This window comes from uncultured Paraglaciecola sp., assembly GCF_943787955.1.
Classification (GTDB): domain Bacteria; phylum Pseudomonadota; class Gammaproteobacteria; order Enterobacterales; family Alteromonadaceae; genus Paraglaciecola.
The window spans coordinates 62,035-78,813 of record NZ_CALSOK010000024.1 but is presented as its reverse complement, the minus strand read 5'-3'; the positions used below and the strand labels follow the sequence as shown (position 1 = coordinate 78,813).

Here is a 16,779-nt window from a genome sequence, read left to right as displayed (position 1 = left end):
GCTCAAAACATACTTAACAACAAGCTTACAGATGAACAATAAAACACTTTATCTGGACAATCATCTACTTTTAAACAGTACAAGATTAAATTTTTGCTACAATGCGCCCCCGTTGCACGGCAAGTATCAAAAGTAGTAATTTAATAGGTGAGGACAAAACAATGGCTAAGCAACAATTCTTTGCCTTAGGGCAACGCTGGCTCAGTGATACTGAGACTGATTTAGGTCTGGGTACCATTGTACAAATCGAGTCACGTTCGGTCACAGTATTATTTCCAGCCATAGGTGAAAGCCGTGTTTATGCTGCCCAGACGGCACCTTTAACCCGAATAGAGTTTGTGATTGGTGATAGCGTAAAAAGTCAAGAAGGTTGGGAGTTGCTAGTTGAGCAAATACAGGAAAAAGATAACCAACTTACCTATATTGGACATCGAGTTGATAACAACGATGCTGTTGTTCTAACAGAAACCTTCATCGATCATCATTTCCAACTTAATCAGCCAGAGCAGCGATTACTAAATGGCCAGTTCGACGATCCTAAGTGGTTTGATTTACGTGAACAATGTTTATTGCATCAATTTGAGCATAACATCTCGCCATTACTTGGTTTTGTTGGAGCGAGAGTCGATCTTATACCCCACCAATTACACATTGCATCTGAAGTAGGTAATCGCCATGCTCCTAGAGTATTACTGGCAGACGAAGTAGGTCTGGGCAAAACCATTGAAGCGGCATTAATTATCCACCAGCAGTTGTTAACAGCCAGAGCTCAACGGGTGTTGATTGTGGTGCCCTCTAGCTTGGTACACCAATGGTTAGTAGAAATGTTGCGCAGAGTAAACTTGGCTTTTTCAGTGTTTGATGAAGCACGCTGTGAAGCCATGTCTGAAGATGCCGGCAATCCATTTGAAGCAGAGCAACTTATCATATGTAGCCTTGACTTTTTAACCCACAATAGCCGTTACTATCAACAAGCGTTGGAAGCTGAATGGGACTTAATGGTGGTGGATGAAGCTCATCATTTAATTTGGTCACAAGGTCAGCCTTCTCAGCAATACCAAGTTATCGAAAGCCTAGCAAATATCACTAAAGGAGTATTGCTGCTCACTGCCACACCCGACCAACTTGGGCATGAAAGCCACTTTGCCAGACTCAGGCTACTCGACCCTGCGCGTTTTCATGACTATCAAAGTTTTGTGGCCGAGGAAAAACAGTATAGTCAACTGGCGACTGCCATAGGCCCACTTCTCAGTGGTGCGAAACTGAGTGAAGGTAATATTCAAGCTATTGGACAATTTGCAGCCCCTGAGATGTTAAAAGACATCAATACATCTGACTCACAAACTAAAACCAAACTGCTGCACACTTTATTAGACCAGCATGGCACAGGACGACTGTTGTTTAGAAACAGTCGGGCCGGTGTCAGCGGCTTTCCAAAAAGAAAGTTGTATGCCTACTCATTAGTGCAACCCATCGAATATTCATTGTTACAGTCAGAAGATCCAAGCAACTTACAGTTACAGCTGACCCCAGAAAGGCATCCAGACGTGGTGAATAGTTGGGTTGATTTCGACCCAAGGGTCGAATGGTTTATGACTCGGTTAAAATCACTAAAGGGTGAGAAAGGTCCTGACAATTTGTGCCAATGCCAGCACTGCACTGCAATTATCAGAAGCGTTGCGCGTTAAAGCGGGTACACGTTCCACAGTATTTCATGAAGGTATGGGCGTTGTTGAACGCGACAGAGCGGCTAATTACTTTGCCCAGTCGGAAGAGGGCGCGCAAGTGCTAATTTGTAGCGAAATAGGCAGTGAAGGGCGTAATTTCCAATTTGCACACCACTTGATTCTGTTTGATTTACCTTTAGTACCCGACCTTTTAGAGCAACGCATAGGTCGTCTTGACCGCATTGGGCAAAAGCACGATGTATGTATCCATGTGCCTTATTTTGATATGAGTGCACAGCAGGTGTTGCTCGATTGGTATCACCAAGGATTGGGTGCATTCGAACATACCTGCCCCACTGGCATGACGGTATATGAAGAAACCCAAGAGATGTTATATGCCTGTATTCAAGCACCCAGAGATATCCCTAAATTAGAACAATTAGTCAATCAAACAGCTAGCCTACACCATGAGCTCAAGTTAAAACTTGAACAGGGCAGAGATAAATTGCTAGAACTTAATTCGTCTGGCCAAGGTAGAATTGATATCTTTTTAGAGCAAATTTTACAAGCAGAACAGTCACCTAAGCTCGAACTATTTATGACTCGCCTGTTTGATGCTATTGGTTTGCTACAAGAAGACCATGACGAAAGCTGTTATGTGTTGCGCCCCACCGAAACCATGATTAGCCCTCTTCCAGGTTTGGACGAAGAGGGTATGACCATCACCTATGAGCGCACAACAGCAACGTTATTGGAGCATGTCACTTTCCTGAGTTGGGATCACCCAATGATCCAGCATGCTATGGATATGTTGACCACAGACGTGGTAGGTAAAAGCTCGATTGCGTTTTGTCGAGATAAAAGCAAGCCTGCCGGTGCGTATTGGTTAGAATGCTTATTTGTTCTCTCGGCAAAAGCGGCACATGGGCTGCAATTGTCACGATTTTTACCACCTACCCCGGTTAAAATCTGTATCGATGCCAACTCACAATCGATAGACAAACAATTTATTCAATTAGAAGCCGTGCTACCGAAAATGGGTAATCAGCTAGTTAATGCGCTAAAAACTCAGGTGCAAACGCGCTTGCACCATGCCCAGCAAGAAGGCTGAGCAACAAGCTGAGTTTGTAAAAAAGAAGCACGTAAGTCAAATGCAAGCATTGTTAGGGAGTGAACTAGCCAGATTACAAAATTTACAACAGGTAAACCCCGCCATTCGTGATGAGGAAATTGAGCATGTGGCAAATCAGATCGATAGCCTTGTAAAAACCATGGGCGAAGCGAAACTTAACCTCGAAGCAGTTAGGCTGATTGTGAATAACCCGCAATAGGAAATGGCATATGCCAATTCTTATCTACAGCCCACCCATGGCGCATTATCTGAAAATCGTTTCTCAAAATGGTGACATAAAATAATGACATATTAGTACTCAATAAACCTAACGGCTTATTGAGTGTTCCAGGCAAAGAGTAGACAGCTTGTCTACAAGCCCAAGTACAAAGAGTGTTCCCAACTGCGACAGTGATGCATCGATTAGATATGGCGACGTCTGGCTTGATGGTGATGGCCTTAAACAAACCTGCCCACAGACACATGCAAACAGTGTGAACTGCGCGAAACAGCTAAAACTTATCAAGCGGTTACTTTTGATGAGGTGCAGCAATACTCTGAAAAAAGTGATTTACCCCTTATTTGTGACAGGGCAAACTGTCCAAAACAAATGGTCGATCATGAACGAGGAAAAAAAGCGCTAACACATTGACGGGGGCTTGAACGCAACACCTTCACAACAGAGTTGTGAACTAAAACCGGTTACGTACCGTTCGCACCATCTTAGAGTGCATAATGTTGAGTATTCAGTATCCTGTTATAGGTGATAGCTTGTACACCCACGACCAAGCATTAGAGATGGCAAATAGGCTGAACTTACACGCTATGTTTCTTAACTCTCGGCCCCCTTTACAGAACACACTCTGAATTTTGTGTCTCAGACACCTTTTTAACCAGATAATAAACGTCTTTTTTATCAGTCAGAATTCCTATTACTATTTAACTTACTCATTACGTAATATGCCGAACATATTCATGTCATGAAAATCATTATTCCGGTAGCATTTTCGCGCAAAGTTCCCTCTAAACGAACCCCTACATTTTTGACTGATTTTCTGGAGGCTTAATACTAGGTAAAATGAATAACTCAACACAGTTCACATAGAAATACAAACTCTCACTAAAAATAAAATGGATAATGGCCCCCACCGATTCAGTTGTATAGCCTTTGCCCCAATAGTCTTTATGCAAAGACTACCTACAACTGCACTGCAGACAAACTCGTACCAATGTATAAAGCCACAAGTACCTAAGAACTCACCTAATGTTCTACTACGAATAGCCCAACGTATGCCAGTGTTACTGTCAAATTGAGTGTCAAAATACGCGATTAGACGGTCTGCTATCTCAATCGATTTGAAGCGAGCTACATCATAGTGCTCGATGATTTTGGGATAGGAGAATATAGCAAGCAGAGGTTCACGATCATACTTTGTGAGTTTATTAAGTCACAATCGTGGAGTTTCAATCATCGAAAATTCTATATTAGGCATGAACTCTCCAATAAAAATATGAGTTACACCAATATTAACGACATAATCGCTGGTACAAAATTAAAGAACTGCCTAATACTTTCCGATAACATATTCAAATAGGGTTTCAGAGGTATTATTGTTATTAAATTACTTTTTTTCTTTCTTCTCGCTACTATGTGTTCGCAATGCTTAGCGGTTCCTGATAATCAATTGCTAAGAAAATTAGATATTCAGCGTGAGCTCTTTGCTGATACTTATCACAGTTTTGATATTGACGGCCAGTCAATTATTTATGTGTTGCAAGAAAACACCACAGCCATTACTCGCGGTGTAGCAGTCATGATTGCTGACAGTAGCATTCACATATTAGGGCAAGAAGGCTTCTCAAATCTAGCCAATGAGATGAACAAAATTGGTTGGGTCACTATTTTGATACCCGCCCAGACATAGGTTTTATACCTATTACCATTCCAGAGGCTGTGTTAGAAGAAAATCAAGAAACAACGTCTGAAGAAGAAACCAAAATCCTCGCCGATACACAAGAAACCAGTCTCGGTGCACCACTATTAGACTTGGACATTAGCCAATCTGCGGTAACCACGATAGATAATCAGGCATTTGTCAAACACGAACAACAACTAGTTTCTCTTTTACAAGCAGTATTTGAAAAATCCCAAGAGTATCCAGGCTACTTTTTGGTCATCAGCAAAGGCACAAGTGCTGCTTGGCTGAGTAAAATTTATGCCGAAAAGACACTCGTCTCCCCTGACGCGTTCGTGATGGTTAGCCCTTATTGTCCAGACAGAAAACACAATCAGCGTCTCCCAGAATGGATAGCCATTACTCCAATGCCAGTATTGGACTTACATAGCAGTTGGGATAATGGATGGGCACGTAAGACCGTTTCTCGTCGTCAAATAGCAGCAGTCAAAGCACTGAAATTGCAATATAGACAAAGAGAATTGCTTGGGTTTACCATGCATCAGCAACATAGCGCCTATATTGGTAAAGAGATTTATGGCTGGATAAGCCACATGGGTTGGTAATCAGCCTAACGGGTAAAACCCTAAAACAGGGACAGTTCAATAATTCATATGCCAAAATGTATTCTCTGTGAAAACAAAAATTATAGCTATACTTGGGCACATGAACCACCATTACACTAAACGGTTTTTATCAGTGTCCACGGTTAGAAGTTTCGTAAAGAATAAATCCAAACAACTGGCATATTATGTCCGTTTCTTTTTGCAACACAAAATTCCTTATTCAGAACTGGATTTGTTCTTTTGGGATACCATGGAAGAATGGGTACAAGTCAAAAAAGGCAAACATTTGCCTTATGAAAAAACCGAGCAAGTGTTTTGGCATGTATTACATCAAATACATTATTGGCCTCAGCGCAAGTTGATTGAAGACCCATACTTAAGAGGCGAATTAGAAACTTGCTTAGACTGCCTTGAAAGTGAAGGAGTGTATCCATTGCCATTAGACTGCATTGGAATAAGACCCTAGGCTTCTTTAATATCCACTATTAATGCAACATCTTGAGGACATCATAAGTTTTCCTGTACAAGGTATTCACCTTTTTTCAAGACCATGTATATCAAAGCGTTTATTGGCCAACACAATCAATACTAATACAGGGATCCCCATCAATGCAGTGCTTAAGAAAAAGTGCTGGTATCCTATTGTTTCAACAATCGTGCCTGAATAGCCACCTAATATTTTGGGCAGTAAAGTCATTAATGAGCTAAAAATGGCATATTGCACGGCAGTAAATGAAATATTGGTCAGACTAGATAAAAAGGCAATAAAGGCAGCACTAGCTAAACCTGCCGATAAATTATCTGCCGAAATAACCACATACAACAAAGCCATATCATAGCCGACTTGAGTAAGTAACATAAATAATAGATTGGTTATCGCCGACAACAATGCGCCTAAAAACAAAATTTTCAATACCCCAAAGCGTACACTCAATAAGCCACCTAAAAACCCACCTATAATGGTCATTATTAAACCAAAGGTTTTCACCACACTGGCAATTTCAGGTTTGGTAAAACCTAAATCAAGATAAAACACATTGGCTATCACGCCCATCACAATATCGGAGATCCGGTACAAACCAATCAAGGCTAATAATAGCCACGCTAATGACCAACCATATCGTTGGAAAAAATCGTTCACCGGTTCTACATAAGTGATGAGGATTGCTTTTTGTTGCACTAGGCCGCTAGCAATTACTATTTTAGCAATTATACCAGCAACTATTAAGGCTAAGACTAAGCGAGCAAACTCAATCACTGCACCGGCTAAATAGCTGTTAGCAATCAGCGTACTTAATGCTGCTTTTGCCGATACTGCATCAGATGCCGTCAAATAAAAACTAGCCACAAAGCCACTAACGGCAAATATAAACAACAACAAAAAACCTAATTGGCGGTGCTTATCCTGTGCTTTAGTGAGATGGTTTGATTGCGGCTCGCTGACCACTAAGGTGGTTATCACACCGATCGACATCATCGCAGCCATCATTAGATAGGTTTTTTGCCAAGCCAGATAATCATATTCACCCATGCTCGAGCCAAAATAACTGGCTAGCACCAAGGAGCCAGCTCCGGCAATCAGCATACCGACCCGGTAGCCGGCAATGTAGCTAGATGACATTAATGCTTGTAGCTTAGTATCCGCAGACTCAATTCGATAGGCATCAATCACTATATCTTGGGTCGCCGATGAAAAGCCTAATAATATCGCTGCCCATGCAATAACAACTAAGGTTTGCGTGGCCGGGTCAACAAAGGCCATAGCGACAATAGCTAGCATAATCATCACTTGTGACAATAGCATCCAAGCTCGTCGGCGGCCCAAAAAACGAGTTAAAATTGGGATTGGCAAGCTATCTACCAAGGGTGCCCAAACAAATTTAAAAGAGTAACCTAAGGCGGCCCAGCTAAAATAAGTGACGGCTGCACGATCTATTCCCGCCTCACGTAACCACAAGCTTAAAGATGAAAATATCAGTAACAGAGGTAATCCAGCTGAAATACCAAAAAACAGCATTGTGATAACTCGAGGATCTTTAAACGACTTTAGGGTATCTAACCAAGTTGCTTGAGAAGTCTTAGGGGTATCATTCATTAACGGGTTATTCCGTAATCGTAATTAAGGTGACAGTCTTGGCATTGGCATTGGCATTGGCATTGGCATTGGCATTGGCATTGGCAATATCCCATCACTAAGGCAGTCCTTTTGATCAAGTTTATTCAGCAAGTATGACTCGATTTTTGCTTGCCTCTTTTACTGCTTCATCAGAGTAAGGAGAGGCAGAGCTATAGCGGTCACTGTCAAATCTAATAGCAACCTTTTGCTCATCTGATAAGGCGAATAAGAGTTGCGTTTGAGCAACTTCATAGCTCTCTTAAGCCTTTTAGAACCGGCGATATATAATTTCAAACTTTACTATGCTCGGGCAGACGTGGCCATTATTCACATATATGTCGAATCCGCTTCAAATTGATTAAATGGCAATTGGCGCCTTAATATTTGGGTGAGCTTCATAGCCAACAATTTCAAAATCTTCGAACTTATAATCAAATATTGAGTCTGGTTTTCTGTTGATTTTTAATTTTGGTAATGCTGTTGGCTCTCTTGATAATTGTTCTTCAACTTGCTCATTATGATTTGAGTAAATATGTGAATCACCAATTGAAACGACTATTTCATGTGCTTCTAAATCACATTGTTGTGCCAACATATGTGTTAACAATGATAATGATGCAATGTTGTATGGTAAACCCAAAAAACTGTCTGAGCTTCGAATATAAAGCTGTGCTGATAACTTACCGTTAGCTACATAAAATTGATAAAGCAGATGACATGGCGGTAACGCCATTTTTCCGTTTTCTGCATTTTCTTGTGGCGAAACACCTTCGTCAGGTAAATATTCAACATTCCAGCCATGAAATAAAATACGTCTTGAATTTGGGTTGTTTTTTAGCTGGTTAACTACGTATTCAATTTGATTAATAGAACCGCCATCTTTAGTAGGCCATTGAGTCCATTGCTTACCATAAACAGGACCAAGTGAACCATCTTCAGTTGCCCATTCATTCCAAATTTTAACACCATTTTCATTTAACCATTTAGTGTTAGTATCACCACTTAGAAACCAAATAAGTTCATTGGCAATACTTTTAAAATGGAGTTTTTTTGTTGTCAACAATGGAAAACCCTTTGTTAAATCATGTCGCATTTGACGACCAAATACTGAGGCTGTTCCTGTTCCTGTTCTGTCTCCTTTGATTGTACCGTTTTCTTTGATGTCTTTTAATAAATCTAAATATTGTTGCATTCTTACTCGTCTCTTAATACTTCAAAATTTGTGTTTTCTTAAATCCCAGCGCGAATTAAACCACCTAACCCAACTGATTCAAGATAGTGATTTATTTCTTCTCGCACATCCTGCGGATTGTTTAAGGTCAATACTTTGGCTAACAGTTGCTCTGCACTACCCCGGTGAATATTGCGTATTATCCATTTCACTTTGAGTAAGTTATGGTTGTTCATACTGAGTTTCCAATAACCCATTGCAATTAACAATACAACACCACCAGGTTCTCCAGCTAATTCACCACAGACAGTAACCGGCACTTGCAACAATTCAGAATGTTTAGCAATACTATACAAAGCGCTCAATACAGCTGGGTGATAGCTATCGTATAAATTAGCCACACGAGAGTTATTACGGTCTACCGCCAGTAAATATTGAGTTAAGTCGTTACTGCCTACCGAGAAAAAGTCAACAATTTTAGACAGCTGTGGTAATTGATAAAGAACGGCAGGAACTTCAAGCATCACCCCAATTTTAGGCATTTGTAGGTTTTCACCATGCTCTTGGGCTTCTTCTTCTATCTCATAAAAAGCCTGCCTGATAAGACGTTTAGCTTCACTTACTTCACTTACCGACGTTATCATCGGCAACATAATACTTAAGTTTTCTAAACCAATACTGGCTCGTAGCATTGCTCGAATTTGCACTAAAAAAATTTCGGGGTGATCGAGCGTCATTCGAATTCCACGCCAACCAAGAAATGGATTTTCTTCAGAAATAGGAAAGTAAGGTAAAGGTTTATCTCCCCCCACGTCTAAAGTACGCATAGTAAATGGTTTGTTAGGTTCAGCTTCAAGTAAAGTTCGATATAAACTCACCTGCTCTTGTTCAGTAGGAAAGCGTTCCCGCATCATAAAAGGAATTTCGGTACGAAACAGCCCTACACCATCAGAATATGGATTATCATTTTTTTCTGTTTCAAGTGACAAACCTGCGTTTGTAAATAATCGTATTTCGCAATTATCTGTGGTGATAGCAGGCAAAGTATATTCAGAATGAATACGTTCAGATAATAATTGTTCTTCAATAACAAGCTGGTCGAACTCGCGCCTAATAGTTATATTTGGCGAAACAATGACATCACCAGTATAGCCATCTAGTAAAATTTCTTTTTCGTTCAATAAAGCAATAGGTATATTGCTCAGCCCCATCACTGCAGGGACACCCATGGCTCTTGCCATAATCGCCGCGTGGGAGTTGTTTGAACCACGCATAGACACTATGCCCATGAGTTTTTCATTTGGAAACTCAGCCAACATTACGGCGGTGACTTCTTCGGCTATTAAAATGGAATGTTCTGGGATCACGCGTTCAACTTGCTTATCAGCAGTTATTCCCAATATATTAGCCAACACACGATTGCCCATATCCTCAACATCTACAGCACGTTCGCGCATGTAAGGGTCATTCATTGCTTGAAATTGACGATTATAATTCTCTACTACCATTTTTAAAGATGTAGGTGCGTCCCAGCCAGACTTGATTTCTTTTTCAACATCTCGGCCTAAGCTGTTTGCATCGAGTAAGTGGTAATACAGTTGGAAAATAGCGCGAACGTCATCAGGCACTTCACCTTGAATTCGCTCAGATAATACTGCCATGTCTGCCTGCGTTTGTTTCACTGCCTGACGGTAATTTTGAATTTGTACCTGCTGATTTTTACTGCGCTTTGGAATATGATTATGAATACTGACCATCATGTTCTGTAAATAACCCACACCGCGAGCTAACCCAGAAGAGCCTGGAACACCCTTTAGCGATTTTTGCCAATCTTTAGGAATGTTTTCTTGTAAAAGATTAATCGAACCTCGTGCTTTAGCATTAGCAATCTCGACAGCCAACTGCATAGCAAGCGTCACCAAAAACGCCTCTTCGTCTTCACTAAAACGTCTTTTGTGTTGCTGCTGAAGAGTTAATACACCGAGTACTTTGCGTTGATGGATTATTGGGGCACCCAAAAAAGCGTGGTAACTATCTTCTCGTACTTCTGGGTAGTGCTTAAAGCGAGGATGCCTTTGAGCATCGCTAATATTGAGTGGCTCTTCTCGTTGACCGATTAGGCCAACTAAACCTTCAGAAAAACCAACAGAAACTTGGCCTACAGCGGACTTTGCTAAACCTTCAGTGGCGACCAACATAAAATGTTGATGTTCGTAATCTGCCAAATAAATACTACATGAGTCAACTTTTAAAGCTTCTATTAATCTATTTGCCAAACAGCTTAACGCATCATCAAATACTGGAATTTGATTGACTTCTTGAACGATGCGTTTGAGCGTAGTTAGCATAAGACGTATTTATCTCTGATGTATAACGGATTCGATCATTAAGCTTTTCTGCGACGCTTTGATTTTTGATAGTTACCTTGATTCTGCCCTACAATCTCTGGCATAGCAGTAGCAGAAAACTCTTTCATCACACGGCGATACACATCCCGTTTGAAAGACACCACGTTACGCACTGGGTACCAAAAACTCACCCAACGCCAGTCGTCAAATTCAGGATGGCCTGATTGTAGTAAGTCCACATCGTCTTCTTTACAGACGAGCTGCAGTAAAAACCACTTCTGCTTCTGTCCAATACAAACAGGATTGCTTCCCTGCCTAACCAATCGCTTAGGCAGTTTGTAACGTAACCAATTCTTGGTAACAGCCAGAATTTTTACATGTTCTGGCTTTAAACCTACTTCTTCATGAAGTTCACGATACATTGTTTGTTCGGCAGTTTCACCTTCATCAATTCCGCCTTGCGGAAACTGCCAGGAATGTTGCCCATAGCGCCTAGCCCAAAAAACCTGGCCTGACTCATTGCAAATCACTATGCCAACATTGGCGCGGAATCCTTCGGCATCAATCACTTAGACCCCCGAGAACTCAATTCTTTTAATGTTATGCATTCTTCCATAAACTAGTGCGCATTCACAGTAATAAAAAAAGTATTCCAAGCTAACGTGTCAAAAATATTTAGTATTCCAAAATCAGAACCTAAATCTATCCAAGAGCTAATGCAAAGAGCTGATGTTTTAGCAGGGACTCACTCTAGGTGAAGTCGCCGAAATGGCGCGTGTGAAAGTGCCCGTAAATTTCAAACGAGAAAAGGGCTGGACGGGTCAACTCATTGAACTTTGCCTAGGCGCCAGCGCAGGATCTAAAACCCAACAAGACTTTGCCCAATTAGGTATAGAGTTAAAAACCATTCCCATAGACGAACAAGGTTCACCATTAGAAACCACCTATGTTTGTTATGCACCGCTTACTAATATAGCGGGCATAGAATGGCAAACCAGCAGCGTCAAAAATAAAATTCAGCAAGTGCTTTGGGTACCTATCGATGGTAGAAGAGAAGTCGCACCAAAAGATAGATGCATTGCGACTCCTTTTTTATGGTCGCCTGATGTATCGCAAGACGAACAATTGCGCCGCGACTGGGAAGAGTTAATGGAAATGATAGCGCTTGGTCAAATAGAAAACATTTCTGCAAGGCACGGTCAATATCTGCAACTTCGTCCCAAAGCGGCCAACGGTAATGTATTAACTGAAGCTATTGGTAAAAACGGGCAGATTGTTAACACCAGACCAAGAGGGTTTTATTTGAGAAAAGAGTTTACTGGAAAAATCCTACATGCTTTTTTTAAGGATGAAGAAGGTTAACGACAAGCCTGAGTTTTACACTCACACTTATCGCTCAATATTTAATTGTCATTAATTGTTAACTTGGGGTCCTTAACACCATCAACCTAATTTCAGTCATATCTTCCATAGCAAAGGTGATCCCTTCACGGCCTAAACCTGACTCTTTTACGCCACCGTAAGGCATGTTGTCTACTCGCCAACTTGGCACGTCGCCTATCACCACTCCCCCACATCTAATTCGTTCCATGCTTTATGAGCTTTGTAGATATCTCTAGTGAATACCCCAGCTTGTAGGCCAAATTGGCTATTATTGACTTCTTTTAGCGCTTCATCAAAATCACTAAATGAGCTAATAATTGAAACGGGTCCAAATGCTTCTTCAGTATTGATAACTGCATCATTTGGAACGTTCTCCAATAAGGTGGCTTGCAACATGTTGCCGTCGCGCTTACCGCCACATAACAGATTGGCACCCGCTGCAACAGCCTTCTTGAACCCAGTTATCCAGCCGTGAAGCTTCTGATTCTGAAATCATCGGGCCAATAAAAGTATCTTCATTCAATGGGTCGCCATGTACTAAGTTCGAGACTTTATCGGTATAACGTTGTTTGAATTCAGCGTAGATTGACTCATGCACAATAACTCTTTGTACACTGATACAACTTTGACCAGACTGGTAGTAAGCACCGAATACAATACGTTCGATCGCATCATCTAAGTCTGAATCTGCATCAACAACACAAGCTGCATTACCGCCTAATTCTAGGATCACTGGCTTCTTGCCAGCTTTGGCTTTTAGCTCCCAGCCTACTTGAGGCGAACCAGTGAAGCTTAGTAACTTAAATCTTTCATCAGTAGTGAACAAATCTGCACCGTCACGGCTACATGGCAGAATCGAAAAGGCATCCTTTTGGAAGGTCTGTCTCAGCTAAGACTTCGCCAATAATCAATGCACCTAATGGCGTTCTGCTAGCCGGCTTAAGAACAAAAGCACAACCTGTGGCGATAGCCGGTGCCACCTTATGCGCAGCCAAATTTAATGGGAAATTAAAAGGTGAAATAAACGAACATGGACCGATAGGTACCCGTTTGTACATGCCAGTATAACCTTTGGCACGCGGCGTAATCTCGAGGTTTATGACTTCACCATGCATACGCACAGATTCTTCAGCAGCAATTCTGAAGGTATCAATTAGCCGTGTGACTTCTCCACGAGAATCTTTGATGGGTTTGCCTGCTTCGATACATAAAGCATGAGCCAATTCATCAAACCTTTCTTCAAAACGTTTTACACAGTGATTAAGGATATTCTGACGCTCGTAAGGTGCCATTTTATTTAATAAAGGCTGACTTGCTGCTGCAGCTGCAATCGCTTGGTCAATAACCTTAGCATCTGCAAGGGCGGTATAAGTCGCCACTCTCATTGGTATATTTATTCGTTATCGCCAAATCTTGATTGGCAAATACGGCTTCATTAGCCAAATAGTAGGGGTAAGCTTTTGCTAACATAAAATCTCCTGGTGATATCGGGATTAAATAGCTTCACTACGCAGGCGCAGTGTTTGATTTAATGTTTTGTCATTTAATGAATAATCCACTGGCACATCAATTAAATGCACACCAGGTTCAGCTAAACACTTTTGTACCTGGGGAAGCAGCTCATCGGCCGCGGCAATACGCCAGCCTTTGCCACCATAACTTTCTACGTATTTCACAAAGTCAGGGTTGCCATAATCCAAACCGTAGTTTTCAAATTCCATATTAGCTTGTTTCCATTTGATCATACCATAAGCATCATCACGCAGAATGATCACCACTATATGTAACTTAAGACGCACAGCAGTTTCTAACTCTTGGCTGTTCATCATAAATCCACCATCACCACATACTGAGATCACGGGCCTGTCTGGATACACCATTTTAGCTGCCATAGCCGAGGGTAAACCGGCCCCCATGGTCGCTAACGCATTGTCCAGTAATAATGTATTAGGCAAAGCTGCTGGGTAATTACGTGCAAACCAAATTTTGTAGACGCCATTGTCGAGCGTGACTATGCCATCATCTGGCATGGCTATGCGAATGTCTCTAACAAAACGCTCAGGCAAGATTGGGAAACGATCATCATTTTCACTTTCAGCTTTATGTGCAAGATAAGCATTATGGGCTTTAGAAAAGAAACTAAAATCCCAGTTGGCTTTTGCAACGATCTGCTCTTTCACCTGCCAAATAGTATTGGCTATATCGCCAATTACTTCTAATTGAGGGAAATACACAGGGATCAACCGCTGCAGGCTCAAAGTTTATGTGTATAACCTGCTGACCATCATTATTCATAAAGAAAGGCGGCTTCTCTACCACATCATGACCAACATTGATGATTAAATCAGCGCGGTCGATGATACGGTGCACAAAGTCACCAGCTGACAAGGCGGTGTTGCCCATAAATAAATCGTCACTTTCATCAAGCACACCTTTGCCCATTTGGGTGGTGACATAAGGGATGCTCGTTTTGCTTACCAACTCTTTAAGCATTTTAGAGGTTAATTTTCGGTTAGCTGCGGCTCCTATAAGCAGCAAGGGGGACTTAGCCGCTTCAATCATCTCTACAGCTTTGTTAATTGCTTTATATTCGGCAATAGGACGTCGACTCGCGCTAGGTGTCAATAAATAAGCACGGGTGTCTTCAGCCGCTATATCCTCAGGCAATTCAATATGCGTAGCACCAGGGCGTTCATCATGGGCTAACCTAAATGCTTCGCGCACCGCTGAAGGGATACGGTCGCCACTGACTAGCTGGGTGGTATATTTGGTAATAGGACGCATCATGTCGACAACATCAATAACCTGAAAACGCCCTTGTTTGCTGGTTTTAACCGGTTTTTGTCCTGTTATCATTAACATCGGCATTGCACCTAACTGTGCATACGCAGCTGGCGTCACGAGATTCGTTGCGCCAGGGCCAAGTGTCGATAAACATACGCCAACTTTACCCGTTAATCGACCATAGGTGGCGGCCATAAACCCTGCCCCTTGCTCGTGACGAGTCAAAATAAGTTTGATTGGTGACTTTCGCAAAGATTCCAACAGGTCGAGGTTTTCTTCCCCTGGAATGCCAAATATATATTCCACACCCTCTGCTTCGAGGGCTTTTACAAATAAATCAGACGCTTTCATGGGCGCTCCTATAGTTTTGTAGGGTTAAAAATAAATAAGGATTTAGTCTGAATTATGTTTTTCTTCTTATATAATCTGTTTGTTACTAGTGCAGGTAAAGTATAAAAAAACGATTAGGTGAATCATTTTTTTATATACAGTCAAACTCCATCAATAATTAACCTTTGAAAATAAGCTTAAAAACGACCTTTCATTGTGTTTGCTTCTAATACAATCTAAAGGTTAGAAGACCAAGGCTGTTCTACTAAGCATTGCACAATATCTAATTGCAATTGGGTTGTCTGCGCTTTTACCAATAAGTTATAAATGGAATTCTTATCGTTTTGTTGCATAACCAAGGCCCAATCATCGACTAAAGTCTTCAGCTTCACATGGATAAGGTTTACAGGCGGACATGGAAAATGATGATTGAAAACGTCTAAATCGTCAACTAAAGCAATGAGTACCTGATTGATATTAGCAGCTAATTCCACACTGTAATGGCGTCTTATTTCAACTGAAAGCATTTGGAAATCTTGGAGTCGTAATGTCAAAAAACTGACAAGTTTTTCAGTTTCAGTTTTAGGTAGATTTTGTTGATACTGCTCACACTTTTTAACTGGCAAACCATCACATAATTTGTATCCAAGAGCAGCCTTACTATTAATACCTATGGTGGTTGGCAGTAAACTAACAATACATTTCGCTATTTTAAAAAGTGCCTCTGTAGAACCTTTTTTAAGCTCCAGTTCAATTTCGCAAATCGGTTCACTTTTGTTTCCCGACGTGACCTCACCTAGATCCCACACTAACTCGACAATGTCACCACCTGAGAATGTAAGCAAATAAATTTGGCGTTTAAAGTGAGTGGTAAAAAGCGGTTCGATTTTAGCTTGCAGTTCTTCAACATCAATAGTTTTGGGCCATGCTGACAAAGGAAATAATCTAAGTTTAGGTAAACTAATATTTTGTTCTTTTGACTCATCGAGTTGTACATTATATTCAGGGCGTTGATGTAATCCACCAATAGACTTTCCAGCAGTTTTTAAGGTTTGCTCATACTTTAGGTTGTTTCCTCGAATTCTCAAGCCGATATCGTGATGTCTTAACGTTCTATCTGGTGTATCAAAATAATGATTGGTTAATATTTGAGTTTCTTGGGTTACACTCGCATTGAGCTGTGACAGCAACTTTGTTTCAATGATCTCACCAGCTTGTTCGTTGGTGAGTAATTTAAGTTCAATTTCGTATTCCATGAAACCTTTTCGGCTGATTAAAGTGCATTTTGACATATTTACCTCACCTTAGCCTTTCAAATTCCACTATACAATCAACAACTGTCGCAAAA

At 41.1% G+C, this 16,779-nt stretch carries 8 protein-coding genes and 5 pseudogenes; 6 read left to right on the top strand and 7 right to left on the bottom strand.

Translation table 11 applies throughout. The features are described from left to right. Window positions 1–161 precede the first annotated feature (161 nt). The 5 genes and pseudogenes from rapA (at window position 162) to Q0Y52_RS18915 (ending at window position 5,765) form a co-directional block, all read left to right on the top strand. Window positions 162–2,998: pseudogene (gene rapA / locus Q0Y52_RS18935) on the top strand (RNA polymerase-associated protein RapA). Window positions 2,999–3,008: 10 nt separating this feature from the next. Then, window positions 3,009–3,671, top strand: a pseudogene (locus Q0Y52_RS18930) (pseudouridine synthase). 792 nt (window positions 3,672–4,463) lie between these two features. Then, window positions 4,464–4,703, top strand: coding sequence for a hypothetical protein (locus Q0Y52_RS18925; RefSeq protein ID WP_297824083.1), 240 nt, complete (start codon window positions 4,464–4,466; stop codon window positions 4,701–4,703). Continuing rightward, window positions 4,670–5,299 (top strand): DUF3530 family protein, encoded by a 630-nt coding sequence (locus tag Q0Y52_RS18920; RefSeq protein WP_297824082.1) that lies wholly within the window; start codon window positions 4,670–4,672, stop codon window positions 5,297–5,299. The genes Q0Y52_RS18925 and Q0Y52_RS18920 overlap by 34 nt, the downstream gene beginning before the upstream one ends. A gap of 67 nt (window positions 5,300–5,366) precedes the next feature. Continuing rightward, window positions 5,367–5,765 carry a hypothetical protein gene (locus Q0Y52_RS18915; protein WP_297824081.1) on the top strand — a complete coding sequence of 133 codons (399 nt, stop codon included), beginning with the start codon at window positions 5,367–5,369 and terminating at the stop codon, window positions 5,763–5,765. 66 nt (window positions 5,766–5,831) lie between these two features. Here Q0Y52_RS18915 and Q0Y52_RS18910 read toward each other — a convergent pair whose 3' ends face one another. The 4 genes from Q0Y52_RS18910 to rppH form a co-directional block, all read right to left on the bottom strand. Then, window positions 5,832–7,394, bottom strand: a complete 1,563-nt coding sequence (locus Q0Y52_RS18910; RefSeq protein WP_297824080.1) for an MFS transporter — start codon at window positions 7,392–7,394, stop codon at window positions 5,832–5,834. Window positions 7,395–7,773: 379 nt separating this feature from the next. After that, window positions 7,774–8,607, bottom strand: a complete 834-nt coding sequence (locus tag Q0Y52_RS18905) for a thymidylate synthase (RefSeq protein ID WP_297824079.1) — start codon at window positions 8,605–8,607, stop codon at window positions 7,774–7,776. Window positions 8,608–8,645: 38 nt separating this feature from the next. Continuing rightward, a complete protein-coding gene (gene ptsP, locus Q0Y52_RS18900; protein WP_297824078.1) occupies window positions 8,646–10,934 on the bottom strand; it encodes a phosphoenolpyruvate--protein phosphotransferase in 2,289 nt (762 codons plus the stop codon). A 38-nt stretch (window positions 10,935–10,972) separates the two neighbouring features. Beyond that, window positions 10,973–11,503 carry an RNA pyrophosphohydrolase gene (gene rppH, locus Q0Y52_RS18895; RefSeq protein ID WP_297824077.1) on the bottom strand — a complete coding sequence of 177 codons (531 nt, stop codon included), beginning with the start codon at window positions 11,501–11,503 and terminating at the stop codon, window positions 10,973–10,975. 147 nt (window positions 11,504–11,650) lie between these two features. Between rppH and mutH the strand changes: the two are divergent. After that, a pseudogene (mutH, locus tag Q0Y52_RS18890) lies at window positions 11,651–12,296 on the top strand (DNA mismatch repair endonuclease MutH). 58 nt (window positions 12,297–12,354) lie between these two features. On the opposite strand, the pseudogene Q0Y52_RS18885 reads toward mutH, so the two are convergent. The 3 genes and pseudogenes from Q0Y52_RS18885 to Q0Y52_RS18875 form a co-directional block, all read right to left on the bottom strand. Further along, window positions 12,355–13,787, bottom strand: a pseudogene (locus Q0Y52_RS18885) (aldehyde dehydrogenase family protein). Window positions 13,788–13,810: 23 nt separating this feature from the next. Continuing rightward, window positions 13,811–15,452: pseudogene (locus Q0Y52_RS18880) on the bottom strand (acetolactate synthase large subunit). Window positions 15,453–15,667: 215 nt separating this feature from the next. Next, window positions 15,668–16,723: an inorganic triphosphatase gene (locus Q0Y52_RS18875; RefSeq protein WP_297824076.1), complete on the bottom strand. Its 1,056-nt coding sequence runs from the start codon at window positions 16,721–16,723 to the stop codon at window positions 15,668–15,670. Window positions 16,724–16,779 lie beyond the last annotated feature (56 nt).

Coding starts and splice junctions, on each gene's coding strand:
- Q0Y52_RS18910 (WP_297824080.1), bottom strand. CDS start 7,394: ATGAATGATACCCCTAAGACTTCTCAAGCAACTTGGTTAGATACCCTA.
- Q0Y52_RS18905 (WP_297824079.1), bottom strand. CDS start 8,607: ATGCAACAATATTTAGATTTATTAAAAGACATCAAAGAAAACGGTACA.
- ptsP (WP_297824078.1), bottom strand. CDS start 10,934: ATGCTAACTACGCTCAAACGCATCGTTCAAGAAGTCAATCAAATTCCA.
- Q0Y52_RS18875 (WP_297824076.1), bottom strand. CDS start 16,723: ATGTCAAAATGCACTTTAATCAGCCGAAAAGGTTTCATGGAATACGAA.